Annotated in this window: 20 protein-coding genes and 2 pseudogenes; 6 read left to right on the top strand and 16 right to left on the bottom strand. The window is 40.1% G+C overall.

Features of this window, described 5'->3' with window-relative positions:
- On the top strand, positions 1–142 hold a 142-nt coding region (locus tag N0M92_RS19480), incomplete at its 5' end, for an IS3 family transposase (RefSeq protein ID WP_260287388.1).
- 52 nt (positions 143–194) lie between these two features.
- Here the strand turns inward: N0M92_RS19480 and N0M92_RS19475 are convergent.
- The 3 genes and pseudogenes from N0M92_RS19475 to N0M92_RS19465 all read right to left on the bottom strand — a co-directional run bounded on the left by N0M92_RS19475 (position 195) and on the right by N0M92_RS19465 (position 3,800).
- Positions 195–1,493, bottom strand: a complete 1,299-nt coding sequence (locus N0M92_RS19475; protein ID WP_260287381.1) for a hypothetical protein — start codon at positions 1,491–1,493, stop codon at positions 195–197.
- A 396-nt stretch (positions 1,494–1,889) separates the two neighbouring features.
- A pseudogene (locus N0M92_RS19470) lies at positions 1,890–2,186 on the bottom strand (carbonate dehydratase); the annotation flags it as partial.
- Between the two features lie 309 nt (positions 2,187–2,495).
- Positions 2,496–3,800, bottom strand: coding sequence for a PadR family transcriptional regulator (locus N0M92_RS19465; protein WP_260287380.1), 1,305 nt, complete (start codon positions 3,798–3,800; stop codon positions 2,496–2,498).
- Between the two features lie 486 nt (positions 3,801–4,286).
- On the opposite strand from N0M92_RS19465, the gene N0M92_RS19460 reads away from it, so the two are divergent.
- The 3 genes from N0M92_RS19460 (at position 4,287) to N0M92_RS19450 (ending at position 8,633) form a co-directional block, all read left to right on the top strand.
- On the top strand, positions 4,287–5,816 hold the full coding sequence (locus N0M92_RS19460) for an AbgT family transporter (RefSeq protein WP_260287387.1): 1,530 nt from the start codon (positions 4,287–4,289) through the stop codon (positions 5,814–5,816).
- 114 nt (positions 5,817–5,930) lie between these two features.
- The gene (locus N0M92_RS19455; protein WP_260287379.1) at positions 5,931–7,190 is read left to right on the top strand and encodes an amidohydrolase; all 1,260 of its coding nucleotides are present in this window, start codon (positions 5,931–5,933) and stop codon (positions 7,188–7,190) included.
- Between the two features lie 36 nt (positions 7,191–7,226).
- Positions 7,227–8,633, top strand: a complete 1,407-nt coding sequence (locus N0M92_RS19450; protein ID WP_260287378.1) for a M20 family metallopeptidase — start codon at positions 7,227–7,229, stop codon at positions 8,631–8,633.
- A 450-nt stretch (positions 8,634–9,083) separates the two neighbouring features.
- On the opposite strand, the gene N0M92_RS19445 is transcribed toward N0M92_RS19450, so the two are convergent.
- The 9 genes and pseudogenes from N0M92_RS19445 to speB form a co-directional block, all read right to left on the bottom strand.
- On the bottom strand, positions 9,084–9,605 hold the full coding sequence (locus tag N0M92_RS19445) for a P-loop NTPase family protein (protein WP_260287377.1): 522 nt from the start codon (positions 9,603–9,605) through the stop codon (positions 9,084–9,086).
- A gap of 214 nt (positions 9,606–9,819) precedes the next feature.
- Positions 9,820–10,860, bottom strand: a pseudogene (locus N0M92_RS19440) (alkene reductase); the annotation flags it as partial.
- A 247-nt stretch (positions 10,861–11,107) separates the two neighbouring features.
- The gene (locus N0M92_RS19435) at positions 11,108–12,535 is read right to left on the bottom strand and encodes an MDR family MFS transporter (RefSeq protein WP_260287376.1); all 1,428 of its coding nucleotides are present in this window, start codon (positions 12,533–12,535) and stop codon (positions 11,108–11,110) included.
- Between the two features lie 59 nt (positions 12,536–12,594).
- The gene (locus N0M92_RS19430) at positions 12,595–13,167 is read right to left on the bottom strand and encodes a TetR/AcrR family transcriptional regulator (RefSeq protein WP_192207960.1); all 573 of its coding nucleotides are present in this window, start codon (positions 13,165–13,167) and stop codon (positions 12,595–12,597) included.
- Positions 13,168–13,635: 468 nt separating this feature from the next.
- Positions 13,636–13,728: a putative holin-like toxin gene (locus N0M92_RS29490; protein ID WP_220126990.1), complete on the bottom strand. Its 93-nt coding sequence runs from the start codon at positions 13,726–13,728 to the stop codon at positions 13,636–13,638.
- 168 nt (positions 13,729–13,896) lie between these two features.
- Entirely contained in the window at positions 13,897–14,886 is a 990-nt protein-coding gene (locus N0M92_RS19425; RefSeq protein ID WP_260287375.1) for a D-2-hydroxyacid dehydrogenase, read from the bottom strand.
- Between the two features lie 89 nt (positions 14,887–14,975).
- Positions 14,976–15,782 (bottom strand): class II aldolase/adducin family protein, encoded by an 807-nt coding sequence (locus N0M92_RS19420; protein ID WP_260287374.1) that lies wholly within the window; start codon positions 15,780–15,782, stop codon positions 14,976–14,978.
- Complete coding sequence (locus N0M92_RS19415) at positions 15,779–17,218, bottom strand: sodium:solute symporter (protein WP_260287373.1); 1,440 nt, start codon at positions 17,216–17,218, stop codon at positions 15,779–15,781. Before N0M92_RS19415 ends, N0M92_RS19420 begins: the two co-directional genes overlap by 4 nt.
- Positions 17,219–17,319: 101 nt before the next feature.
- Positions 17,320–18,318 carry an agmatinase gene (gene speB / locus N0M92_RS19410; protein ID WP_260287372.1) on the bottom strand — a complete coding sequence of 333 codons (999 nt, stop codon included), beginning with the start codon at positions 18,316–18,318 and terminating at the stop codon, positions 17,320–17,322.
- 315 nt (positions 18,319–18,633) lie between these two features.
- Between speB and N0M92_RS19405 the strand changes: the two genes are divergently transcribed.
- Positions 18,634–20,037 (top strand): sigma-54 interaction domain-containing protein, encoded by a 1,404-nt coding sequence (locus tag N0M92_RS19405; RefSeq protein ID WP_260287371.1) that lies wholly within the window; start codon positions 18,634–18,636, stop codon positions 20,035–20,037.
- Between the two features lie 1,191 nt (positions 20,038–21,228).
- Here N0M92_RS19405 and N0M92_RS19400 read toward each other — a convergent pair.
- The 3 genes from N0M92_RS19400 to N0M92_RS19390 form a co-directional block, all read right to left on the bottom strand.
- Complete coding sequence (locus tag N0M92_RS19400) at positions 21,229–21,549, bottom strand: antibiotic biosynthesis monooxygenase (RefSeq protein WP_260287370.1); 321 nt, start codon at positions 21,547–21,549, stop codon at positions 21,229–21,231.
- 172 nt (positions 21,550–21,721) lie between these two features.
- Positions 21,722–21,850, bottom strand: coding sequence for a hypothetical protein (locus N0M92_RS19395; protein ID WP_260287369.1), 129 nt, complete (start codon positions 21,848–21,850; stop codon positions 21,722–21,724).
- 292 nt (positions 21,851–22,142) lie between these two features.
- The gene (locus N0M92_RS19390; RefSeq protein WP_098370899.1) at positions 22,143–22,322 is read right to left on the bottom strand and encodes an IDEAL domain-containing protein; all 180 of its coding nucleotides are present in this window, start codon (positions 22,320–22,322) and stop codon (positions 22,143–22,145) included.
- A gap of 452 nt (positions 22,323–22,774) precedes the next feature.
- Between N0M92_RS19390 and N0M92_RS19385 the strand changes: the two genes are divergently transcribed.
- Positions 22,775–24,073 carry an MFS transporter gene (locus N0M92_RS19385; RefSeq protein WP_260287367.1) on the top strand — a complete coding sequence of 433 codons (1,299 nt, stop codon included), beginning with the start codon at positions 22,775–22,777 and terminating at the stop codon, positions 24,071–24,073.
- 90 nt (positions 24,074–24,163) lie between these two features.
- Here N0M92_RS19385 and N0M92_RS19380 read toward each other — a convergent pair whose 3' ends face one another.
- Positions 24,164–24,850 (bottom strand): YjjG family noncanonical pyrimidine nucleotidase, encoded by a 687-nt coding sequence (locus tag N0M92_RS19380; protein WP_260287366.1) that lies wholly within the window; start codon positions 24,848–24,850, stop codon positions 24,164–24,166.
- Positions 24,851–24,969 lie beyond the last annotated feature (119 nt).

Genomic DNA, 24,969 nt, shown 5'->3' with positions numbered 1-24,969 from the left:
TTTACAAACGTTCGACAGCATGAAGCATTTCAAACAAGAACTAGAAGATTATATTTATTATTACAATCACCAACGAATTAAGGTGAAATTAAAAGGCATGAGCCCGGTTGATTACCGGGTTCATGCCCTCAAGGTTGCCTAACTAAATAAAGTGTCTAACTTTTTGGGTTCACTTCATTATGGGTGCCTTTTATTTATAATAATCGATAAATTTTACTCGGCCTTCCACGATTGGCGTTAGCCTCTTCCCCAATGCATTGTGCCAAATCAACTTCGCACATATCTGCAACAATTCGCCGTACATTGCGCTCTGTCATCTCAAGATGCGTCGCTAAATTCTTTGTAGTAAAATCACTCCAACCCATCCTTTGAACGAGAGCCGATATTTTCTTATACGTTTTAACACTGATATTTCCATATTTCAACTTTTCTATAAGAGGTTTATTGTGGGAACGGGTATCATATTGCAATTCTTTCTTTTTGCCTGGTGACTCGATAATTTTTCCATCATCTTGAATAATCACAATTTCACGCTTTTTCATCTCTTTCGAATGTTGAATAGCACGAAAAGCATTGATTTCCGCTGAATAGGCTGTCTCTCCAAAGCCAATTCCCACGGTAACTGGTGTATCTGCTTCAAAGGCCAATTTTTGTATGGTATCTTCGAGCGTAATGATTTCTCGTTCAATTGCGCCGCGAGAACTAAAAATCATGTACCTTCCATTCCCTTTCTCTGAAAAGGAACCATTTATTTTTTCTCCAAGTTGAATCAACATTTCTTTTAGGCGAAGCTCCAAGTACTGTAAATGATATGGAGTTTTCATTTCCTCTGCCACTTTGTTAAAATATTCGACTTCAATGATTTCAACTCCGATTTGTGTATCCTTAAAGTAAGATGTCTTTACTTTTTCAGATAGAATTCGAAGCGTTTGCCGCACTTCCATCTTACTCATCGACAACCGGTAGGCTGGAATGCCATATTCCCTTAAAGCTTCACACACGTACGGGAAACAAGAAAAAGCTCCTTCTGTCTTTCCCGTATTCCATAAATCCAAGTGAAAGTGTACCAATTCATCCGTATCAACATCTGTCTCAAACACTTTCGTATAAATCTTTTTGGTTTTTATATTCAACTGGGACAAAGCTTCTTCGCTAATATTGTTTGAGGACATAGTATCAATACTTAGATGCTCGATGATTTTCCCTTGTTCGTAGATCATTTCTAATAAGGATTTATAAAAACCTGATTCCGTGGCCGGAACATGGACCATTATTTTATCTGTACCTAGTGTCTTTTTGGCAATTTCATAGGGAAGTGGACCAGAAAAAAGCCATGCATGTACGTTAGAATCATGTTCCTTTACAATATTCTCTACCTCTTCTGTCTTTACATAGGGCAAAGAGATGAATTCCAACTCATGTTTATATTCTTCTGCCAAGATCAAAATTTGTTCTATAGAAGTTCTTAGACCGACCAGTCCGATTTTATACATCCAATAATCGACTTCCTTTTATAATCTGTAATAGAATCATCGTTCTTTGTAGAATATCCTAGTTTAATCTAAGTCATGGTATCGTAATCCTAATTCTTCTGCTGCCTAAATATTGCTTAATTTGTATTGAGTCGTGATTATGAGCTGACTAGTTACTCTTATCGTATCGGCAGCAAAAAGAAAGAGTGATAGCACTGGTATATATAGTTGTATTCATACCCAAGCAAACTTTTCTCTTTTGAATCATTTTATCATGCAACACTTTTATTCGTGAACATCTCCTCTTGGGAATTATTATACTTTCCTGCCCATTACAATAAAAAAGCTGCCTCAATGACAGCTACGCATTTCTATAAAGAGTCCTTACGAATAGAACTCGATCCAGCATGCATTTCACTAGTCATAGGCAATTCCGCAGGAGCAACGATTTTTCCCAAATAACAGGTGATAAGATGCAGGGAATTCCTGATTGACTTGTTGAACTTCATTCGCAAATTCCTTACTATACTTTGGTACTCGTGAAAGTGCATCCGCTTTTTCCTGCGAATCAATATTAGCTCCAGGTGGTACAAACCTACCAGGTGGTATCCGAACGCCATTTGTCACTACTGCATTATAAGAAATAAATGCTCCTCTTCCTACAATTGCGGTATAAATAATGGAATTAAAACCAACAAATACTTTGTCTGCAATAACCCCCTCAAATTGGGAACTAAGGAAAATACCATCAATCCTTTTATGCACCTGTCCTTTTGCAGTTTGTGAATCAGCCGTGGAAAATCAACTCTGCCCGTTACAACAAATTGACATAAATTTCTTGATGTTACTTTTTAGATCCCCGGGTGGCTAAGAAACTTCCTTCGACGGGTGCCTTGACCGCATGAAATTAACGGTTTAACAGCATATTTATAGAAGCCTCATCCACATAGAGCAAAGAAAAGCCTTCAAAATTTTCATTGCAACTCGAATTTCATTTACGTGTATACCAAGAATGTCGAGGTGTTACTTCTTTAACCTATAAATTTTACGAGGTCTTCCCCGTGGTGATTGAAGTTCTTCTCCTTTGTACTCCACTAAACCGCTATCACTCAAACTACTCATAATTCTCTGGGCATTTCGAACGGTCATTGATAAATGAGATGCTAAGTCTGAGGAAGTGAAGCCGTCCCAACCCATACGATCAACCAATGCTTCTATCTTTTTATACGTTTTTACACTAATGTTAGCCTGATTCAATTTATCTAGCAGTTCTTTATCATCAGAACGAAAGGTATATGCCAATTGTTCTTCTTGACCTACGGATTCAATCATTACACCATCTTCTTGGATAACGACAATTCCGGAACTGTCTTGCTTCTTCGAATGACGGATCGCCTTGCGGGCATTGATTTCTGCAGATGCAGCCGTCTCACCAAAACCAATACCAACTGCAACTGGGACATCCATTTCAAGGGCCAGTTGTTGAACAGTACTTTGCAAGCTGCCAATTTCCCGTTCAATTGCCTTTCGTGAACTAAATATTTGATAGCGGCCGTTTCCATTTTCGATGAGGGATCCATCTAATTTCTCACAAAATGTAAGTAATGTTTGTTTAATCTTAAGCTCCACATGCTGCAGATGGTAACGAATATCAACCTCGTCAACAAATTGATCGAACTGATCAATTTCAATGATTTCCACACCTATCTGGCTATCTTTGAAATAAGTACTTTTTGCTTTTTCAATTAAAATCTTGACCGCTTGTCGGATTTCCATCTTTGTCATATTTATTTTGTAAACAGGAACATTCTCCTTCTTCAATGCCTCATATACGGATTGTAAAACGGTAAGGACACCATGTACCGTCCCTTCCCTCCACAAATGAAGGTGAAATTGGACAATGTCTTGAAAATCATATTGTTCATCAAATGTTTTTACATAAATATGTTCGGTGGAAATCCCCAGCTCTTGTAGCGATTCTTGCAAAAAAAAGTCTTCCAATCGAATCATATCGATGGATATCTTATCGAAAAAATATTTTTGATCTGCCGACATTTGTAGAAAACATCTATATAAACTAGATCCTACAGGCGGACAATACGTAAAATTGGCATCTGAATCTAACATTTCTTTAGCTATTCGATATGGGACCGGTCCAGAGAAAAACCAACCATTTACTGCATTTTGGTGATTTTTTATAATGTCCGTTACCTCACGTGCATCTTCATATGGAAAATCAATAAAATCTATTTCATGTTCAAATTCATTGGTAACATCCCGAATTTTCTTTATAGATGAAAGTGGACCTACAACACCAATTTTATACAAGTTTATTTCACCCCTACATCATACTATTAGTTTTATTATATCAAAATAACCAACCACAACATGGAAAATATGAGCTCCAAATATAAAAGCATGTAAAGCACCGTTTGACATAAATAAACGGTGCTACTTAATATGGTTTCTTATCTATCATGAGTCCAAGAGTGGCAGAGCTTATTCATTCAAAGGTTTCAAATCCTAATTTTCATTTCACAATAATTACCAGAAAATAATTTCCCTTTTTTCTGAAAATTTTATTGAAATAGATTATTCTTAATTATATAATACATTTAACGAAAATAGCGTTAAATATTCGTTAAATAAAAATCAGTATATTGAAAGGAATTAATGAAGTTCACAAAGGAATGAAAGTCGGTAATTTGAGTTTAAGGCATGTTTAGAGAAACAGTTTATAAAGGGAATGGTGCAAAACGTACAAACTACAAATGGAAGAAGGTTTAGGAGGAGAATGTAATGGAACAAAAAGTAATGAAAGATACAACTAATCTTCAAAATCATAAAACGGGTGGTTTTTTCAATAGAGTAGAGCGAATAGGAAATAAAATCCCCCACCCCTTTATCTTATTTATTTATATGATTGCCTTTTTATTTGTTGTAACCGCTCTCTTATCAGTCTTCCATGTTTCGGCATCGGACCCCATAAGTGGAGAGAAAGTGGAAGTTCAAAACCTCTTAAGCCGTGAAGGCATCCAATGGATTTTGCCGAATATGATAAAAAACTTTTCCGGCTTTTTACCACTGGGATCTATTTTAGCTCTTATGCTAGGAGTAGGATTAGCGGAAAAAGTTGGATTGTTGGAAGTTTTGATTCGGAAAATGTCGTTAAAAGTCTCAGGGAAATACGCTAGTTATTTAGTTGTATTTGTTGCTTTTTTTAGTCATGTTTCTTCTGATGCTGCGCTTGTTATTATGCCTCCCCTTGGTGCTTTGATTTTCCTTGCTGTGGGACGTCACCCTGTTGCTGGGTTGCTCGCTGCCATCGCTGGGGTTGGTTCGGGATTCACTGCCAACTTATTAATCGTCACAACAGATGTCTTGCTATCAGGAATCAGTTCGGAAGTAGCGAAAGGCATGAATGCAAATTTGACCGTTAATGTTACGGATAACTGGTTCTTTATGGCGACGTCCGTTCTCGTACTCACTGTAGTTATATCCTTGATTACAGATAAATTTGTCGAGCCGCGCTTAGGAAAGTATGAAGGTGGCGGTCAGCATAAAAAATTGGAGCAATTAACGAAGCAACAAAACAAAGCACTCCTGGCTACAGGTATTTCAGCTTTGATTTTTATAGCTGTTATGGCCGTTCTAGTCGTTCCAGAAGGAGCTCTATTACGAAACCCAGAAACTGGAGCCATTCTCCCCTCTCCATTCATGTCTGGAATTGTCGCAATCATCTTACTCTTCTTTTTTACAGTTTCTATTACTTATGGAGTTAAGGTGGGAGCCATCAAGAAACAAAATGACATTCCGGAATTATTGGTGGACCCCATTAAAGGAATGGCTGGATTTATCATTATGGTTTTCCCGCTTTCCCAATTTGTCGCTTGCTTCAACTGGAGTAATATGGGCAAATTTTTGGCTTTATCCATCACAGATCTCTTGGAACAGCTAAACATAGAAGGTGCACCTGTCCTAATTGGACTAATGTTCTTATCTGGACTTCTTTCCATGTTCATTGCCAGCGGCTCTGCAATATGGTCTATATTGGCACCCGTTTTTGTCCCAATGTTCATGGTATTAGGCTATCATCCTGCCTTCGCCCAAATGTTGTTCAGGGTAGCAGATTCATCTGTACTGCCATTGGCACCTGTATCTCCATTTGTCCCACTATTCTTAAGTTTCTTACAAGAGTATCGAAAAGATGCAAAACTAGGAACTTATTATTCTCTTATTTTGCCTTATCCGATTATCATCTTCATCATTTGGACGCTATTGGTCGTCGTTTGGTATTTCCTTGGCCTCCCTATTGGTCCCGGAGTATCTCCTAAATTACCATAATTCGCAAAATCTCAAGCGCCTCCCTTGCCCCTTACTTGAGGGGCTGGGCCGCTTGGTGTAAACAACAAATCTAATTATATGAATGATCATCAAATAAATCAGGAGTGAAATGAATTGGATATTATTTCTTTAAGACGTGATCTTCATCAACATCCAGAAGTTGGCTTTACGGAATATCGTACTGCTTCAAAGGTAGTAGAAGCATTAAATTCTTTGAAATATAACGTGATATTTGGAAAAGATGCTTTAGATGGTGAGTCTCGCCGTGGAGTTCCCCCTATAGAAGTATTGGAGGAAACATTTAAAAGAGCATTACAAGATGGCGCCAATCCAAAAATCCTCCAAGAAATGGAGGGTGGATATACTGCTGTCATTGGTATTTTAAAAGGAAAAGCTGATGGCCCAACCGTAGCTTTCCGCTTTGATATGGATGCATTGCCTGTTACGGAAAGTACTGATTCTGACCACTTCCCGCAAATGAACGGTTTTCGTTCCAAATATGAAGGGAATATGCATGCCTGTGCACACGATGGCCATACAGCAATTGGTTTGGGACTTGCTGAAAAATTAGCGGATGGGAATTTTTCAGGAACGGTAAAGCTTATTTTTCAACCTGCTGAAGAGGGAGTACGCGGTGCCTATTCAATTGTACAAAAAGGGATTTTGGATGATGTGGATTATTTATATTGTCTGCACCTTGGCACAGATGTCCCCCTAGGAGAATTTCATGGTGGTTCTTCCGGCTTTTTAGCAAGTACGAAAATGGCTGCCCATTTTCATGGGGTATCTTCTCATGCAGGTGCTTCTCCGGAAAAAGGGAAAAATGCTTTGTTAGGGGCAGCCACCGCATTATTGAATATACATGCCATTCCAAGATTCAGTTCAGGTTCTACCCGCATAAATGTAGGTATTCTTAACGGAGGAACAGCCGCTAATATTATTCCAGCTTATGCAAAAATGGTCATCGAGACACGGTCTGTATCCGAAGAAACAAATACTGAAGTGGAGCAACGTGTTCGAAATATCGTGGCTCATAGTGCAGGTATGCATGAGCTGGAACATGAAATTGAAATCATAGGTCAAGCAATTACGATTCGTTGTGATCAGGAACTTGTCGAACTGGCCATGGAAGAAGCCAGGAATGTAGATGGTTTTTCAACAATCAAAGCATGCAGGGAATCCGGTTCTGCTGGTAGCGAAGATGCAAGTTTTATGATTCGAAGAGTACAGGATAATGGCGGGAAAGGGACATATATGATTATTGGGACTGATATTCCTGCACCACATCACCACCCTAAATTTGATGTTCAAGAAGAAGTTTTACCAAGGAGTGCAGAACTTTTGAATCTAATTGCAAGACGCCTATTAAAATAATTCTTCAGAATATATATAGGAAGGAAAGAGTGTAAAATGACACATGTAAAGAGATTATCGGAAATCATTGAACAAAAAAAAGAAAAATTCATTGAAGTCAGTGACTGTATATGGAATTTTGCAGAAACACGTTTTGAAGAATATCAATCTGCTGAATTGCTGTGCAGCACGTTAGAAAACGAAGGATTTTCTGTTGAAAAAGGTGTTGGGAACATAGAAACGGCATTTATCGGCAGCTATGGGACCGGTAAACCTATTGTGGCAATCATGGGCGAATTTGATGCTCTGTCAGGTATGAGTCAAAAAAAAGCTACAGCTAAACAAGAGCCAATAGTCCAAGGTGAAAATGGCCATGGATGTGGTCACAATTTACTTGGTACGGGATCTTTAGCTGCAGCTATTGCGGTGAAGGACTATATGGAAGAGAATCATATAAATGGGACAGTTCGTTATTATGGATGTCCAGGCGAAGAAGGCGGATCAGGCAAAACCTTCATGGTCAGAGAGGGTTTGTTCGATGACGTTGATTTTGCATTTTGTTGGCACCCACTGGATGTCAACGGCGTTATGTCGATGGATTCGCTTTCCAATTTCCAAGTGTATTATAAGTTTAAAGGCAAAAGCTCCCATGCAGCAGCATCACCACATTTGGGACGGAGTGCTTTAGATGCCGTAGAACTTATGAATGTTGGCGTGAACTATTTAAGGGAGCATATTATTCAAGAAGCAAGAGTCCATTATGCTATAACGAATTCAGGCGGATTATCGCCTAATGTTGTCCAACAAGATGCAGAAGTTCTATATTTATTACGAGCTCCGGAAGTTTCACAAGTTCAAGATATTTACTTGAGAGTTTGTAATATTGCTAAAGGAGCTGCCCTTATGACAGGAACTGAATTAGAAATCGTTTTCGATAAAGCCTGTTCCAATGTTATCCAAAACAATGTGCTAGAATCCGTCATGTACAAGAATTTTCAAGAATTAGGTATTCCACAACACGATGAAAAGGAAAAACAGCTTGCCAAAGAAGTCCGCGCCACCTTAACCGAACAAGAAAGGAACAGTACAATCAATCCTTCTAAAGATAATCAAGATGAGGCATTGGCAAATTGGTTAGAACCCATCGAGGGCTTACAAGCGCCATTAACAGGTTCCTCGGATGTGGGAGATGTTAGTTGGATCGTCCCTACCGCCCAATGCACAACAGCTTGTTTTGTTCTTGGGTCACCTTTGCATAGCTGGCAGTGGGTTACACTGGGATCAACATCCATTGCCCATAAAGGAATGCTTCATGCTGGCAAGGTTATTGCGGCAACTGCAGTAGAAGTGCTTCAAAATCCGGAATTAATTGAAAAGGCTAAAACAGAGCTAAAAGAACGATTAAAAGGGAAAAGCTATACCTCACCTATTCCTCAAGATGTAAAGCCTTTAGTTAAAAGATGATAAACTAGATTAGTGGGTTGCCGTAATCATTAATTGTCCGTACCTATATGGTCATTTAGCTCATGGAAACTTATGATGTATAAAAAGGGGTTCGGAAAACTTATCTTTCAGCACATGATATTCCCAAACCAACACCTCCACTCCTCAAGTATGGTTACCATCTACCTGTTGTAACTAAGTTGATTGGAGCGGGTGTTCGAGACTCCTGCGGGAAAAGCGTGTCTAGGGGAGACCCCGCAGGCGCATGCCGAGGAGGCTCCCCTACCGCCCGCGGAAAGCAAGTTTCTTGAGCGGAAATCTACGTCAAATTGTACAAGCCATAAAAAGAAACTGTGTCTTCGAATTTGTCTAAAGTCTCAGGGATCTTCGATTGGAAGGTCCCTTTTCCATTTTGGCTTTATATTAACTCTCGGAAAGCTCTAAGTGTCATAAAAATTGATGGGAAGAAGCTTATCCCTTCATATTCAACAGATATCCTGCAATTTCGTGCTTACTTTTCAATATAACTATTAGCTTTTCAGGGGCACTCTTTTGAAGATCTGCAAATCTCTTTTTCATTTCTTTCTTGCGAGGAAAGTAGGTGGTCATGATAAATTTAACAAACTGCCAGTCTAATTTTTCATTGCAGCCTTTGCGCATATCAGGTCTTGTTTTACCTAGATAAGATAACCTACGTTTTATAACACGGTAAAGGCAAACACGGAGAGGAAGTTCTAAATAAATAATCGTATCGGCAAGCTCCGAACGCAAATTAAAAGAATTACTATAATTGCCTTCCATTATCCACTTGTCATGACTCAATACATCCTTCTGAGCAGAAATAAAATCCTCTAAAGGAGCTTCCACCCAGCCTGGCCTCCAGTAGAATGTATCCAAATGATGTACTTCGATATCCAAATTATCTCCAAGTCTTCTTGCAAAAGTAGATTTTCCGACACCCGCGGACACTCCGATAACCATGATACGTTCCATTTATATACCAGCTTCCTCACTTTATTAATTGAAATGACCAGTATGTCTACCAAATATATATAACCCTTTTAACAGCCTTCTTCCTTTGCACTTCCCTTTAGTTCCATAGAAAAGGCGACCCTTCTTGAATGAAGAATCGCATCAGTTATAGAAAAGGAAGTATGTATACTGCGGTGTCCTGTCGATGAACAAGCCTGACTCAATTTTATCTTTATTACATCAGTTGCCCTAAATGTTTCTTTGCCTCGTAATCAACAAGTTTTTCATCCTGCTTAATTCGTGCCAGATAATCCGGGTTAGCTATAAGTGGACGTCCAATCGCCGCAACGTCAATAATGCCTTTTTCCAGTGCGGCTTCTGCGGTTTCAGGATCAAGCCCCCCTACACCAATTATGATTCCATCCCAGTTGCTGCGTACCAATTCATGCATCGTCAATCCTCTTGCAATCGGTTTGGTAAATTCCATCGTGGATGGGTGAATCATTTTGACCCCTGTTTCATTGAACGCTTCAATAAATGTTTGGATCGCTTTTTCAGGGTCTTCCCACATGTAGGACGGCTGGTCAATTTTCAAAGCCGAGAAACGAATAAGGGTGCGCTCCACTCCAACAGCATCAATAACTGCTTTTAACACTTCCTTCATAAAAGTCAGACGCTGTTTTAAATCACCACCGTACCGATCGGTCCTTTTATTGGAGGTGCCTGAATTGAACTGGTCTATTAAATAGCCGTGTGCACCATGAATTTCCACGCCATCAAAGCCAGCATCCATTGCATTCTTTGCAGCTTGTTTATATTGGTCCACAACTTCTGCAATATCCGTCTCTGTCATTTCTTCAGGAGTGTCAAAAGGTTTACCGAATCGTGAAACCTTACCTTCTGCAGCGATGGGTGACGGAGCCTGCGGAGGAAGTCCTCCTGCAATTTCATGGTGGCTTGCACGGCCCACATGCCAGATTTGCGCAATAATCGTTCCGCCTTCTGCGTGCACTGCTTCCGTTACTTTTTTCCACCCGTTGATTTGCTCTTGAGTATATATTCCGGGAACCCCAGGATTGCCCTTTGCCCTTGGTGAAATCACTACACCTTCAGTGATGATAAGTCCGATTCCATCTTGAGCCCGTTTTCGGTAATATTCTACGGTCAGGTCGTTCACAACACCGGTTTCGTTATCGGCAAACGACCGTGTCATAGGAGCCATTGCCGTTCTTGTTTTTAAGTTCCATGCACCTATTGTTACAGGTTCAAACATTTTGGCTTTCATTGTATTCATTTGAATTCCTCCTGTTAACCGCTTTACCTGGGCTAAATTTTAGTAACTATTACTGTGTAAGATTATCCGATATGTGGTTGGTTTTCAAATAATTCACTCTGTTCTTAAAGCTTTTGATAAAACATGGGAATAAAGACCAATAAGAACGTTATTATTTTTTCCAAACAAAAAGCCAGACAGAGAAAGTCTTTCCCTGCTGGCTAATTTATCTTTTTTCAGTAATATCTTATCAGTCCCGTGCTGTCCTGATAAAAAACGACACGATCAAACCAATGATTGCAAGGACAAGACCGAAAATAAAGGCATCCTGAACGCCTGCAGTCAATGAACCGCTGATGGCAGATGGATCGAACGGATCTTCTGCATTTGCCATATAATTTTTTTGGGATGCTGACATGATTGTAATGGCAACAGTTGTACCGATGGCCCCCGATACTTGCTGCAATGTATTCATTAGAGCCGTTCCATCCGGATAAAGTTTTTTCGGCAGTTGATTCAGACCATTTGTCTGGGCCGGCATCATGACCATCGAAACACCAATCATAAGGAGGGTATGCATGACGATTACCATAATGATCGCCGTTTCAGTCGTTACGTTCGTCAAAGTCCATAACATGACAATCATGATAATGAAGCCCGGGATCACTAACCCTCTTGGCCCGAACTTATCAAAAATGCGCCCAGTAACCGGAGACATGATACCATTAAGCACTCCACCCGGTAATAGTACAAGCCCAGCAGAAAACGCAGCTAATGCAAGACCGGTTTGCAGGTATAACGGTAAGAGGATCATGGATGACATGATGATCATGAAGGTGATGAAGACGGTTATTAACCCTAACGTGAACATCGGGTATTTAAAAACACGCAAATCAATCATCGGTTTATCCATGTTGAATTGCCTCACAGCAAACAGGAATAGTGCTATAAGACCAACAATGATCGAAGATAGAACTATCGCATTGCTCCATCCTTGTTCTCCGACAATACTGAAACCATAAACAATTCCCCCAAAACCAATGGTCGATAATATAATGGATGGTACATCGATTTTAGGTTTGGTGATTGTTGAAACGTTTTGCATATACTTGAGTCCGAATAGTAAAGCGATCACAAAGAACGGTAAAGACACCCAGAAAATGTAATTCCATTCTAGATTTTCGATAATCAAACCTGAAGCCGTCGGTCCGATGGCTGGGGCAAACATGATCACCAGCCCCATCAATCCCATCGTCGCTCCCCTTTTATGAATAGGGAAAATCAATAAAATGGTATTGAACATGAGAGGTAATAAAAGACCCGTTCCGATAGCCTGGATGACACGTGCTAGCATCAAGATGCCGAACCCAGGGGCAATTGCTGCAATGAGCGTCCCAATGATGGAGAACACCATTGAGGCAATGAATAATTGACGAGTATTGAACCACTGAATCAAGAGTCCCGAAACGGGTACCAATATCCCCAATGTTAATAGGTAACCCGTTGTCAGCCATTGCACGGTGGAAGGACTGACATTGAATTCTTGTATTAGATCCCCCAGCGCCATGTTTAATGCCGTCTCGCTGAATAACCCAATGAACCCTGCAATTAAAAATGCTATTAATATAGGGGTCGTTCTAATGACTGGGTTTTGTTGCTGTGTTGCATCTGCAGACATAAAATAATTCCTCCAATTACTAACTGTTCGACCTAAGCTTAAGATAATTTTTCCATGACTTATTTATTTATCAGCAATAATGGTATCTGTTCCGCAATGGCTTGGAGAGGTTCCCCGTTTTTCGCCGTTAAGGATAAAAGGATACCGCCTTCGATTAAAGCATTAATTACGATACTCAATTCTTTTGCCCGTTTCTCACTGAATTCCGCCTCGAGTAATTTCTTCACATATATGGATTGCCAATCTTCTATCGCTTCTTGACAGGCCGTTCTTATCTGCTCACTCGTCGTATATGTTTCTGCTGCAATCGTCCCGATTGGCAGTCCTAATAGATTTTCACTATCACCAAATACCTCGGACAAATGAAAAATATGAGACTGAATGGCTTTGATAGGGTCTTCAATTTCATCAAATCCCCGTTCAATTTCATCTATAACGAATTCTTTTGTATGAATAATCGCCTCGATCGCCAATTCTTCTTTGCCTTTCGGAAAATAATGATACAGCGAACCTTTTGGGATACCACTTTCCTCAATGATGTCCTTGAGCCCTACACCGTAATATCCACGTATCCGAAAAAGTCGGGAAGCAGCTTCAATAAGAATGTCTTTCGAGTTTCGTTTTTCTGCCATAGCTGGATCACTCCTTGAAATTATATCAACCGGTCTATTAGAGACTATACTTGTATATCATTGTTTTGTCAAAAATGACAAAGCCAGTGAATGGAATATGCTATTTACTCATTGAAAACAAAAGGCTGTTTTCGCATACTTTGGTGCTATTTACCAAGTAAAGCGGTGTGGTTGATTTCCCCTCCAGATGCTCGCTTTCCGCGGGGCGGGCGGTGAGCCTCCTCGGCGTAAACGCCTGTGGGGTCTCACCTGTCCCGCCGCTCCCGCAGGAGTCTCGCACTTGCGCTCCAATCAACCTTAAATCGTTTAGTTTTTAAAAACAACAATCTTTACGAAAAGAGCCAAACAAAAAGAACACCTCATAATGGTGCTCTCTGCAAGTTTAAAAATCGAGGCAATACCTAATCCGCTATTTTTTTTAAAACGCTTCCATTAATGATCAAAATAATCGGCCGGCCATCATTATCTTCAAGGATTCTTGTCATGATTTTTAAAATCAAGAATAGCAATTACAAACATGCCAAAGCTTAGCATTAGGGAAATAACTTCGAAAGTACCCATTCATACATCGCCTCCTTATATCCAGCTTTTCCTGATCAGAGATTGTCCTATACAAGAAAAAGATGAAGCGGGGGCTTTTCAATAAAAAAAGCAAACCCAATCAGGGTCTGCCCTCGTACTTCATTCTTATGATGGATCGTTGAACCTTTTTCAAAAGATCGATTACTGTTAATAACCAAGTTTTTTTTCCACAACGTTCATTAGGGGCTTACCGTCAGAAAAAAGCTTTAAATTTTTCAGGAATAATTCCATCACACGATCTATGTGTTTGGAAGAGTTATAAGCATTATGCGGGGAAACCATGACATTTTCCAGCTGCCAGAAAGGGTGATCCTTAGGTAAAGGTTCTACTTCAAACACATCTAGAGCCGCTCCTGCTATGTGCCCATTGCTTAAGGCATCGATTAAATCTTCATCCACAATCGTATTGCCGCGGCCGACATTAATTACATAGCTGCCTTTTTTCATTTTATTTAAGCGTTCTTTATTAAAAAAGTATGAGGTATCTTGTGTATACGGCAGTGCCAAGACGACAAAATCGGACCTGGAAAGGACATCATCCACTTGATCCATACCCATTATCAAATCAGCAGGTTCGTATTCTTTGTTCCTCTTGGAGGGATTCCGGCGGCACCCGATAACGGTCATGCCTAGTGCCTTACATCGCTTTGCTATCTCATAGCCAATATCACCATACCCAATTATCCCCACTGTCGCATTTTCAAGATCCTTCACAGGAATTTCAATCCAGGTTTTGTTTATTTGATTTCTGATCATTGTCGGTATGCCTCTTGCTAACGAAGATAGCATCGCAATTGTATGCTCGGCTATCGGGACTGATGTGCAGCCTTTGACATTGGTGATGATGACATCGCTGTTTTCTATATCTTCATTCAGCATGGCCTCCACACCAGCACTGTCTGAATGGACCCATTTAATCCTTGGAGCTTTTTTTATAATGTTAAGATTATCATGAAGCCCCTGCGTATAAAGGATATCAAACTTTGATAAATCAACTGTTGGCTGTGGTTCAGGTTCACCGAATTCCCATGGCTCGACAACAACTTCTGAACAAATCTCCTTAAACTCATTAATGTATTTTTCCGGTATATCGACCCTGATATAAAGTGAAGGTGCCATTTTCTTAGAACCAGACATTATAAAACCTCCTCAAGACCCTCCGATTCCCTTTTCCCTGTATTATTGGAAGGCAATCCGTTGCGACTATATCATGCCGTGCATGATGATCACTTCAAGAAATCCGGTTGCTCTTTTCTGATTCTGTCCCAAAGAGGCTGAAAACTCAGCCAACCCTCATATTCCGTTCCCGTTTGTTCTGCTGTTAACTTTGCATACTCTTCTTCTATAAAAATCGGCTTACCAACAGATTCAGCCATTATCTGAGCTTGACATGATCGTTCCATCGTTATGAACCACCAAGCAGCTGAATCTACAGATTGGCCAACCGTTAACAATCCATGGTTGCGGAGGATGACAGCTTTGTATTGACCTAAAGCCTTAGCAATGCGCTTACCTTCTTCGGATGCATAAACCACACCAGTAAAATCATCAAATAATGCATGGTCATTGTAAAATTGGCAGGCATCTTGCGTAATCGGATTTAATAGTCTCCCTAAGGAAGACCATGTCTTTCCATATACCGAATGAGCATGTGCCGCTGCAATCGCATCCGGTCGCGCTTTATGAATTTCAGAATGAATGGCAAAGGCAGCACCATTCACGGAATGTTCACCCTCTACAATATCACCTTTATGATTAACCAATATTAGATCCGAAACGGAAATTTGACTAAAATGCATCCCAAATGGATTGACCCAGAAATGGTCTGTATATTTAGGGTCACGGACCGTAATATGGCCAGCCACCCCTTCATCGAAACCAAACTTTGAAAAAAGCCGGAATGAAGCTGCCAAACGTTCCTTCCGGTGAGTGCGTTCTTCTTCCATCGTATTGAATGTTGCGGGTTGCAGGGAAATTGTCTTTGTCATTTTTACTTTCCTCCTCGATTTTTCCGTTTTTTTCCGGATCTTCAATTAGCCATGGTGTCCATGTCAGCTTTACCTTTTACCTCTTGCTTTACTTCACTTTCATTCTTGTGTTCATTATTGGAACTTAGGAAGGTAATCGTAGTGATGACGACAAAACTAGTAGCAAGCCCGTACAGAATTGGTTGAGTGGAGGAAGGTCCATTTATCACCAATCCCACAATAATAACGATCATGCTGGCCAGAATGGAGTAAAATGCCGCTGTGGCCGTGACCCTTTTCCAAAAGAAACCAAGGATGATCGGAAAGAACACAGCACCGGATAAAATGGCGTAAGCTACATCCAATGCTACTAATATATCTTGAATCCATATCGAAACGATTATGGTCAATACACCGATCGTTAAAGTTGTAATTCGGGATGTTTTTAAAAATTGTCGTTCACTCATTTTTGGACCAATATATTTTTTAATGATGTCATTAACGACTAAAGTGGACGAAGCTAGCAAAGTTCCTGAAGCTGTGGACATTAGGGCAGATACCACGCTCGCAATGACAACCCCCAATAGACCAGCAGGTAAAGTTACCATCGCTATGCTGGTAAATGCATTTTGTGGATCTCCTAAATCGGGAAGGATAATAAAAGCGCACATTCCAATGATACTAATTGCAATTGCATAAAAAACACTATATAGTCCCGCTCCAATCGTTCCGCCACGAGAAACTGCTTTGGTCCGTGCAGTAAAAAGACGCTGCCAAATATCCTGGCCAACAACTACCCCTAGAGTAAATAGTAGGAAATATTGAAAAATTGTCTCTCCGCCAATGTTCCCTAGCTCGAAATGTGATGCAGGGAGACTCTCTTTAAGCGAGCCCCACCCTCCTGCCTTAGAGATGCTCAACGGAAGCATGATAAAGAAAATACCGATCGTCATGATGACGAATTGCACGACATCAGTCATGGTAACTGACCACATACCTCCTAATATTGTATAAAATAAAACGATCCCACCCCCGACTATCATGGAAACCGTTAAATTCCAGCCAGCCAAAACATGTAAAATCGTCCCCATCCCAATCACTTGCGTTACAGTCAGCATGAATGTATAGATAACAGAGACCAGGGCACTGATCAATCTTGTCTGGGAGTTGTAGCGCTTCTCAAGCATTTCACTGATCGTCAATACTTTTAAATTAAATATCTTATTTGTTAAAAACAACCCGATAGCGATAATGCCGAGCCCGATCATCACCACTAGCCAAATACCGGATATCCCAAACTGATAACCTAACTTTGCTGTTCCTAGAGTAGAAGCACCCCCTAATATCACAGCAGCTAAACAGGATAAATACATAAAATGACCAAGATTACGTCCTGCCACAATGAAATCATCTGCCGTTTTTGCCCGTTTGGATCCGATTACTCCCACAATGATTAAAACAGAAAAATATAGAATCATGATCGATATATCCAAAATATGCATTTACACATCTCCTTTTTGGGCTTGTTATGTTCTATCGCTTTGTAAAAAGGGAAGGAAGGGATTACACCGATACCTTCCTTCTTTACAGTAAAAATGAGGAATTACTTGTTAAGCTGGGTTTCCAAATCTCCGGCTCTCTCTTTTTTCTCCAGTTTCCCTTTTTTTGCGAGAGCGATGAGTGTGATGAATTCATAGACAATATTAGCGGCTGCGGCAGCCGTGATTTGTCCGTGATCGTATGATGGTAAAACCTCAACAAGATCGAATCCAACAAAATCTATATTCGTCAATCCTCTCACTAAGGCTAAAGCATCATCAATGCTGGCTCCGGAAACTTCAGGGGTACCCGTTCCTGGAGCATAGACCGGATCTAAGAAATCAATGTCAAAGGATAAAAACACCGGACCATCCGCAACACGCTCATGAATGACCCTTAGCATCTTTTCTACCCCGATACGTTTATAATCGTTTGTCGTATAAACGCCCAAACCTAAATCCCGGGCATCTTGAAGATCTTCCGGCCCATACAGACCGCCCCTCATACCAATTTGAAGAGATCGTGATACATCGATGAGACCCTCTTCTATCGCGCGGCGAAAAACGGTTCCGTGATTATACTTTTGATCAAAATAACTATCCCAAGTATCAGAGTGAGCATCGAATTGAAGCAGGGCAACTGGACCATGTTTTTTTACGATCGCACGTAACTCCCCTAGCGTAATGGAATGATCGCCCCCCAATGAAATGGGAATGATCCCTTTTTCAATGACAGGGATAAGCTCTTCCTCGATCTTTTTATATGTTTCAGAAATATACCCCGGAATGATCGGAATATCCCCATAATCAATTCCGGATATATAGTCAAAAATATTAATATCTTGTTCTGGATTATAAGGACGTAAAAGGATTGAAAAATCGCGAATGGCTTCTGGTCCGAATCTCGCACCCGTTCTAAATGATTGTCCGGAATCAAAAGGAATTCCCGTAATGACAAAATCCATATGTTCATCTACCCGTTCAACAAATGGGAGCCGCATAAACGTACGCACTCCACAAAAACGGGGTGATTTGAATGAGTCTTTCGGTTGATACTTCATCATGTAACATCCTCCTAAATTCTAAATCTGCTATTATTTTTCACTCCACTGCAATGGCAGATGTCATACAAACTTCCATCTTTTCAAATAGAATGGACATATATAACACCTTGTTTGGAAATTCTCTTCTTACCTTTTACTAAGCAAGATTCAGGCCAACTATTTCGCTGCGGTATATAAGGCTTTTCATTATTTTATTTCATCAAATGATTAAAAACTTAATCATTTTCTTGTTTTTTGATTTAATTTTTGATTATTTAGACTATTTGATTTATATTTTAATTAAATAGCATCCCAAAACCGAAAGGAGCGGAATGTATGTACGATGATATGCTGGAGGAAGAACTAAATAAGATTATTGAAACATCGAATAATAACATTCTCATTACCGATCAAGACGGAATCATTTTATATTCCAACCCAAAGCTTTGGGAGATTTATGGTATGGAAAGTGACTCTTATATCGGTACCTCCGTCTATCAATTAGAAAGTGAGGGCCTTCTCACACCTTCCATCAATGCGATTGTTTTAAAAGAAAAGAAAGCGATGCGGATCATGCAGGAAACGAAAACGGGTCATGTTGTCATGTCGACTGGCTATCCCATTTTTAATAAGGACGGACTTCTCGTCAGGGCAATCAGCTATGGTCAGGATCAAACCGAGATTCTGCAATTGCAGGATCAATTTGAACAATTACAACGAAAAATAAAAGGCTATCAAACCGAAGTCGAGGATTTAAGAGAAAAGGAACTGGATTACCATTATTTGATTGCTAGAAGTAATGAAACGAAGCATATTTTAAAGACGATCCATAATGTTGCAAAAACCGATGCCACGATTCTCTTATTAGGACCTTCCGGGGTAGGGAAAAGCACTTTTGCCCGTGCAGTTCATGACCAAAGCAACCGAAAGAAAGAACCTTTTATCGAAGTGAATTGCAGTACGATACCTGATAGCTTGTTTGAATCGGAAATATTCGGCTATGAGCCGGGATCATTTACAGGGGCAAATAAACAAGGGAGGCAAGGCCTGATTGAGCAGGCTGACAGCGGAACCCTTTTCTTGGATGAAATCGGGGAACTCCCACTTGCCATGCAGGCTAAATTACTGAAAGTATTACAGGAAAAAAAGATAAAGCGCATCGGTGGAAAAAAAGAAAGCCATATTAACTTCCGCTTGGTTGCAGCAACTAATCAAGACTTGAAGGAGATGGTAAGTCAAGGTAAGTTTAGATTGGATTTATTTTATCGTTTGAATGTGATTCCCATCCAGATTCCGGCATTACATGAACGTAAAGAAGATATCCCTCTCTTAATTCAGCATCACTTACAGAAAACCAGTGATAAATACCAGAAATTCAAAAAAATTCATTCATCGACGTATGAAGTTTTGACTCATTATCATTGGCCCGGAAATATACGGGAATTAGAAAACTTGATTGAACGGTTAATCCTGACCATCGAAGAACCAATTATATTTCCGGAACACCTTCCGCAATCCATCACAGGGCAAATTGAACAGCCTGAAGACTCCACCTTCCTTGCAATCGAACAGGATTGTGAAGAGAATTTCGATTTAAAGAAGACTCTGGAAAGGGTTGAAAGGCAACTGATTGCAAAAGCATGGAAAAAATGTAAAACCACATACGAGATGGCAGAACATTTGGGCATCAGCCAGCCAACAGTCATCTATAAATTAAAGAAATACAAACAGTATTTGTAATTTCATCTGGACTGGAATCCACTAAAAGTGAAATCTTTGATCCGAAAATAAGGCCAATTAAAAAGCCCTAAAAATTCAATAAAAAAATCCACTTTCAAGATGAATGGGATTCACAAACATCGTTTACGTTTCCAAATTATTAAGGGTAAAGCTTACATTAATTAAACGAATGATGTCAGTGAAGCTCCTGCAACACCTGTTAGCGACCATTCACAGGAACGGTAAACAAAGTGTTGGCTCCTTTCACTGTATAACTGGAAACCGGTTGCCCCCACTATTCCTGTTGGACCGGTTTCACCTGTTATTCCTATCGATCCTGTTGCTCCGGTTGTTCCCCTGCTTTATTGACTCAATAATTCATAATGCGAAAAACCCTCCTGATATGTTTTCCCCACAAATGTGGTTTTTTACATCTTAGGCTGCAGGCAAAAAGGCTCCCATAAAAAGGAACCTTCTATTACTAACATTGCAATCTTACCAAACATTTTTATACATTCAAGCTTTTTTCCAATTAGGAACCGCAAGATTCGCGGATGATCAACTCATCTTCCAAAACGAATTTTTTCTTTTCAATGGTTCCGGCCTTTCATTAAGGTCAACAATAATTTTGTTGCCTTTTTAATATATTTTTTGATTATCAAGCCAATATAAAGATCGTCGTCAAATGAAATCCTTTCATTTCGTTCAGTTCCACCTGAAGGAAATGGTGAACGCCTATCCTGGCGCACGAATCGTAATCTAAATCGGCTGGGACCGGTTTGGTTTCAGATAAACTAACCACTACTTTAAAGACATCTTAATGGTATTTTTAAATATTAATATTTCTAAACTTAGTTGACTTTATTTTAGGAATCCTAGACATCCTTAGATTTAATCCCCTTATAAGTTCATAAATATCAACATACTTAGCGACCTTCCAGCTCCCCCACTCTTCATTTGCAATCAAAGTCACCATTCTAAAAAATTATTTTACTATATCAACAGAATAGGAATAACCTAAACCTATTTTGAGATGATTCCATCGACAAAAAGAGGCACCCATAAAGGGAGCCTGAATTTTAGTGAAGGTAAGCTATTGTATGTGAACGGCCACCATTCCGCATCCCTATACGACGCGATAGTTGAGAAATGGGATATTCCACCCAGTAACTTAACTTTTCTAATGTACGGAATTCAAAAAGGGCTAGTAAGTTATTCCACTGCCTTTTTAATAGCCTTCACTTCATATAATGATCCTTCCGAACTGACGATATATTCAGGCTTTGGTTTCCCAAGGTTTGCTTTATGGCCTGCGATATGGGCTTCACTCTTTTCCCACTGCTTCCAATGTGCCTCCGACTCCCAATTGATCATGATGATGACCTCTTCATCGCCGCGTCGCACTTTTTTCACCATCACACTTAAATCGATGAACCCATCCTGCCTTTCAATGATTCCTTCCCCACTGAACCGTTTTACTACTTGGTCTGCATTTCCTTCTTTTACTACCATTTTCCTCTTCTGAACGAACATTATGAACAACTCCAATCGATATGCTAATAATGAAACATTTTAGTCGATAACGATTCTCATTGTCAATTACTGTACCTTTGACTATGGGCCTCCGAACTCTAAATCCCAAAAACAAAATAAAAAATGAATCAGGAAGTCATGCAGATCTTCCTGACCCGTTTTTTATTGTCATTCACCTTTTATCTTTAAGACTTTTGGGAACATAGTCATTCAGTTTGTTAAATAAAGAAGTAATGTAGGAGCTGAGTTCAAATCGATCCTCCTGAACAAATTCGATTAACGACACTCCATCCTTTTTCATATCTTTTCCCCCTTTTAGTCATTATCCCGGTGTATGAACATTTCAGCCACTAATACCCGTGTATTCCGCCATTAGCCCACTTACATCTACTCTCCATCGTTTTCTTTATTTAATTATACAAGAAAGCGCTTACAATGTAAAATATTATAAATACTATAGATTGCTATTTAATTAGAATGTTCCAGTTATATAAAGCTTCATCTACATCATATTTAAATGATCGAGCCATGCTGGCTTTTAGGTGTACTTTTCAATATCATTACTACTTGTCTTTTTCACAGTGTATGAAATTTCATGAAATCCCCTTCAATATTTCAGTTAAACGAAGGAACTCTTCCTTATCTCGATTTCTTAATGAGTCATCGATTTCTTTTTCGATTTGTGCTCTCCGGTAATCACTAAGGGCCTTTTTTAAAACCATTTCAGCCATCTCTTCAGGTTCAAGCGATGTTCCTGGCAATTGCTTCTCCATACGAAACCAACTCCTTAACCTTTTTTCTATTATACTAAATAACTTGGAGATTATTATTATTTCTTGAAATCTTATCCTTTCCTCTTTTTTCATTTCCTTATCCACATGATTTCCACTTTGCCACTCTTCTATACATGAAAAATTCTAAATGTTTTGAGTTTAATTCTCCTCCTTAGTTAAAACTTTTTCATTTTATCCGGGAAGTTCAAATCATTATTTCCATTACTTTAGAATGAATTATATTCCAATACAGGTGGTGAGAGCTAAGTTATTCGCTTCATTTTTTTCAGAAAAATCAGAAATATATTGACCGTCATGGATAACCTCTCTAAAATAATCTAAATAATCCAGTTTTTTACTTATATTCCTTAAGCATCATTTTTGTTCATTCCAGCTTTATTTATTGCTGTAAACAATTTTGATGAAATACTACGCATTAAAGGAGCATTTCCATGAAAAAAAGTCGAGTTCTTTTCGCTAGTTTAGCTGGTTCCGTTATTGAGTGGTATGATTTCTATTTATACGGGACAGCAACAGGCCTAGTTTTTACAACTCTATTCTTTCCCAATCATGATCCTGCGATTTCACTTCTTCTCGCCTTTGTCACTTTCGGGGCTGGTTACGCTGCCCGTCCAATCGGAAGTATCCTATTCGGCCATATGGGTGATCGCATCGGAAGGAAGGCAGCACTCATGTTCACCCTTATTGGTATGGGAGGGAGTTCAATGCTTATCGGTGTTCTGCCCACTTATGCCCAGGTTGGGTTGGCCGCCCCCGTCATCTTGGTGGTGCTGAGGTTGATTCAAGGAATTTCCTTGGGTGGTGAATGGGGCGGAGCCATCCTATTGGCAACGGAATCTGCTCCAAAGGGTGTCCGTGGGCTATATGGATCCATTCCCCAACTAGGGGTCCCCATCGGTTTGGTTGCCGGTTCATTCAGCCTAACCCTTATCAGTTCCTTGACAACCGATGCCCAATTTTTAGCTTGGGGTTGGCGGATTCCATTTCTTTTAAGCGGTGTACTGATCGCATTGGCAATCTGGGTAAGGAGTGGCATTGAAGAAACGCCGGAGTTCCAGCAACAGAAAGATAGCGGTGATCTTGCGAAAGTTCCCATTATTGAAACGTTGAAACACGATTGGAGAAGTGTGCTCCAAGTGATCGGACTAAAAATTGGGGACGGGTTCTTCAATGTATTCATCATGTCCTATGTTCTCGTCTTTACTACACTGTATTTTGGTTATTCCCAAGATTCAGCCCTTACCGGTTTAACGATTGGCTGCGCTACAATGCTAATTACCATTCCTGTCATTGGTTACATTTCAGATTTCATTAATCGAAAAATCATCTATTTTGGGGGCCTGATTCTCCTTTTCGTCTTGGCCATCCCATATTTCACATTGATTGGGCGTGGGGTCAGCTGGTTCTACATTATGCAGGCAGTTGTACTCGGCGTCATCTGGGGAGCCATTTTTTCGACACAAGGGACATTATTCTCGGAGCTCTTTCCAGCCAAGGTCCGTTATACTGGATTATCTGTCGGTTATCAGGTCGCGGCAGCCATTGCAGGTTTCGGTCCGCTCATCTGGACTGCCATGGCGGAATCATATGGACCATCCCCTTTGGTTTTTGGCGGATTCATGATGGCAGGTCTCGCAATTTCCCTGGCGCTTTGTATATTATCACCGCATTTCAGCAAAAGGATTGAAAAGGATCAAACACTCAAGCCACATGAGCTGGATTTGAACTGATACTAAAACATCTGGCATGAGTAATACAGAGGCTGCAAGTCCTATCACTCGGACGAGCGGCCTCTGTTTTTTTAGAACGTATATACCTAGTTATACTTCTACAATCTCCAAAAGATTAGTGAGCGTCCGGATTTCATAGGTGGGCTTGATTCCGAGATTATTATCCTTTTGATGGGGATTGTACCAGCATGTATCCATTCCATAATTCAAACCGCCCTGTATATCTGATGTCAAGGAGTCACCCACCATCAACACTTTCGATTTATCCGTGATCTTTAACTTGGAAAATGCATAATCAAAAATCCCCCTATCAGGCTTCTGAAACCCAGCCTCTTGGGAAATTATCAAAGTCTCAAAGGTATTGCAAAGGGGTGACCCCCCGATTCTTGCTGTCTGCACTGTCGTGAAGCCATTTGTTATAATAGCCAGCCGGCATCCTCCAAGCTTCTCGCAAACCTCTAAAGCCCCAGGCAGAAGATGTATTTCCTTTCCCAAATGTCCAAGGTACGCACGGCTGAACGCATCCGCATCGATATCAAGCCCATGCTTCAGGAACAATCGCTTGAATCTCTCCACTCCCAGATTTGTTAAATCAATAAGCCCCTGTTCCAGGTCCCTCCATAATACCTGACTGATTTCTTGGTAGCATCCCGCATAGTCCTCCGCCCCTGTGGGCAAACCGAACTCCAAGAAGACTTCTTGAAGTGCTTTTTTTTCTGATATTCCAAAGTCTAGCAATGTATCATCAACATCAAATAAGATAATCTCGTATTTCATCGCTGCCTCCTGTATCCAAACTGAACTTTAAAGTCATCATCTGTATTATTATTCCTATCATTAAAATCCTAACGAAGAATAACTTCCTCCAAACATAAAAAAGCCGAATAATGAACACC

Source organism: Peribacillus aracenensis (assembly GCF_025175645.1).
Taxonomy (GTDB): Bacteria; Bacillota; Bacilli; order Bacillales; family DSM-1321; genus Peribacillus; species Peribacillus aracenensis.
Note: the sequence above shows the minus strand (reverse complement) of the source record. Positions and strands in the feature narration are given on the sequence as shown.

Coding starts and splice junctions, on each gene's coding strand:
- N0M92_RS19475 (WP_260287381.1), bottom strand. CDS start 1,493: ATGTATAAAATCGGACTGGTCGGTCTAAGAACTTCTATAGAACAAATT.
- N0M92_RS19460 (WP_260287387.1), top strand. CDS start 4,287: ATGAAAGATACAACTAATCTTCAAAATCATAAAACGGGTGGTTTTTTC.
- N0M92_RS19450 (WP_260287378.1), top strand. CDS start 7,227: ATGACACATGTAAAGAGATTATCGGAAATCATTGAACAAAAAAAAGAA.
- N0M92_RS19445 (WP_260287377.1), bottom strand. CDS start 9,605: ATGGAACGTATCATGGTTATCGGAGTGTCCGCGGGTGTCGGAAAATCT.
- N0M92_RS19435 (WP_260287376.1), bottom strand. CDS start 12,535: ATGTCTGCAGATGCAACACAGCAACAAAACCCAGTCATTAGAACGACC.
- N0M92_RS19430 (WP_192207960.1), bottom strand. CDS start 13,167: ATGGCAGAAAAACGAAACTCGAAAGACATTCTTATTGAAGCTGCTTCC.
- N0M92_RS29490 (WP_220126990.1), bottom strand. CDS start 13,728: ATGGGTACTTTCGAAGTTATTTCCCTAATGCTAAGCTTTGGCATGTTT.
- N0M92_RS19425 (WP_260287375.1), bottom strand. CDS start 14,886: ATGTCTGGTTCTAAGAAAATGGCACCTTCACTTTATATCAGGGTCGAT.
- N0M92_RS19415 (WP_260287373.1), bottom strand. CDS start 17,218: ATGCATATTTTGGATATATCGATCATGATTCTATATTTTTCTGTTTTA.
- speB (WP_260287372.1), bottom strand. CDS start 18,318: ATGATGAAGTATCAACCGAAAGACTCATTCAAATCACCCCGTTTTTGT.
- N0M92_RS19405 (WP_260287371.1), top strand. CDS start 18,634: ATGTACGATGATATGCTGGAGGAAGAACTAAATAAGATTATTGAAACA.
- N0M92_RS19400 (WP_260287370.1), bottom strand. CDS start 21,549: ATGTTCGTTCAGAAGAGGAAAATGGTAGTAAAAGAAGGAAATGCAGAC.
- N0M92_RS19395 (WP_260287369.1), bottom strand. CDS start 21,850: ATGAAAAAGGATGGAGTGTCGTTAATCGAATTTGTTCAGGAGGATCGA.
- N0M92_RS19390 (WP_098370899.1), bottom strand. CDS start 22,322: ATGGAGAAGCAATTGCCAGGAACATCGCTTGAACCTGAAGAGATGGCT.
- N0M92_RS19385 (WP_260287367.1), top strand. CDS start 22,775: ATGAAAAAAAGTCGAGTTCTTTTCGCTAGTTTAGCTGGTTCCGTTATT.
- N0M92_RS19380 (WP_260287366.1), bottom strand. CDS start 24,850: ATGAAATACGAGATTATCTTATTTGATGTTGATGATACATTGCTAGAC.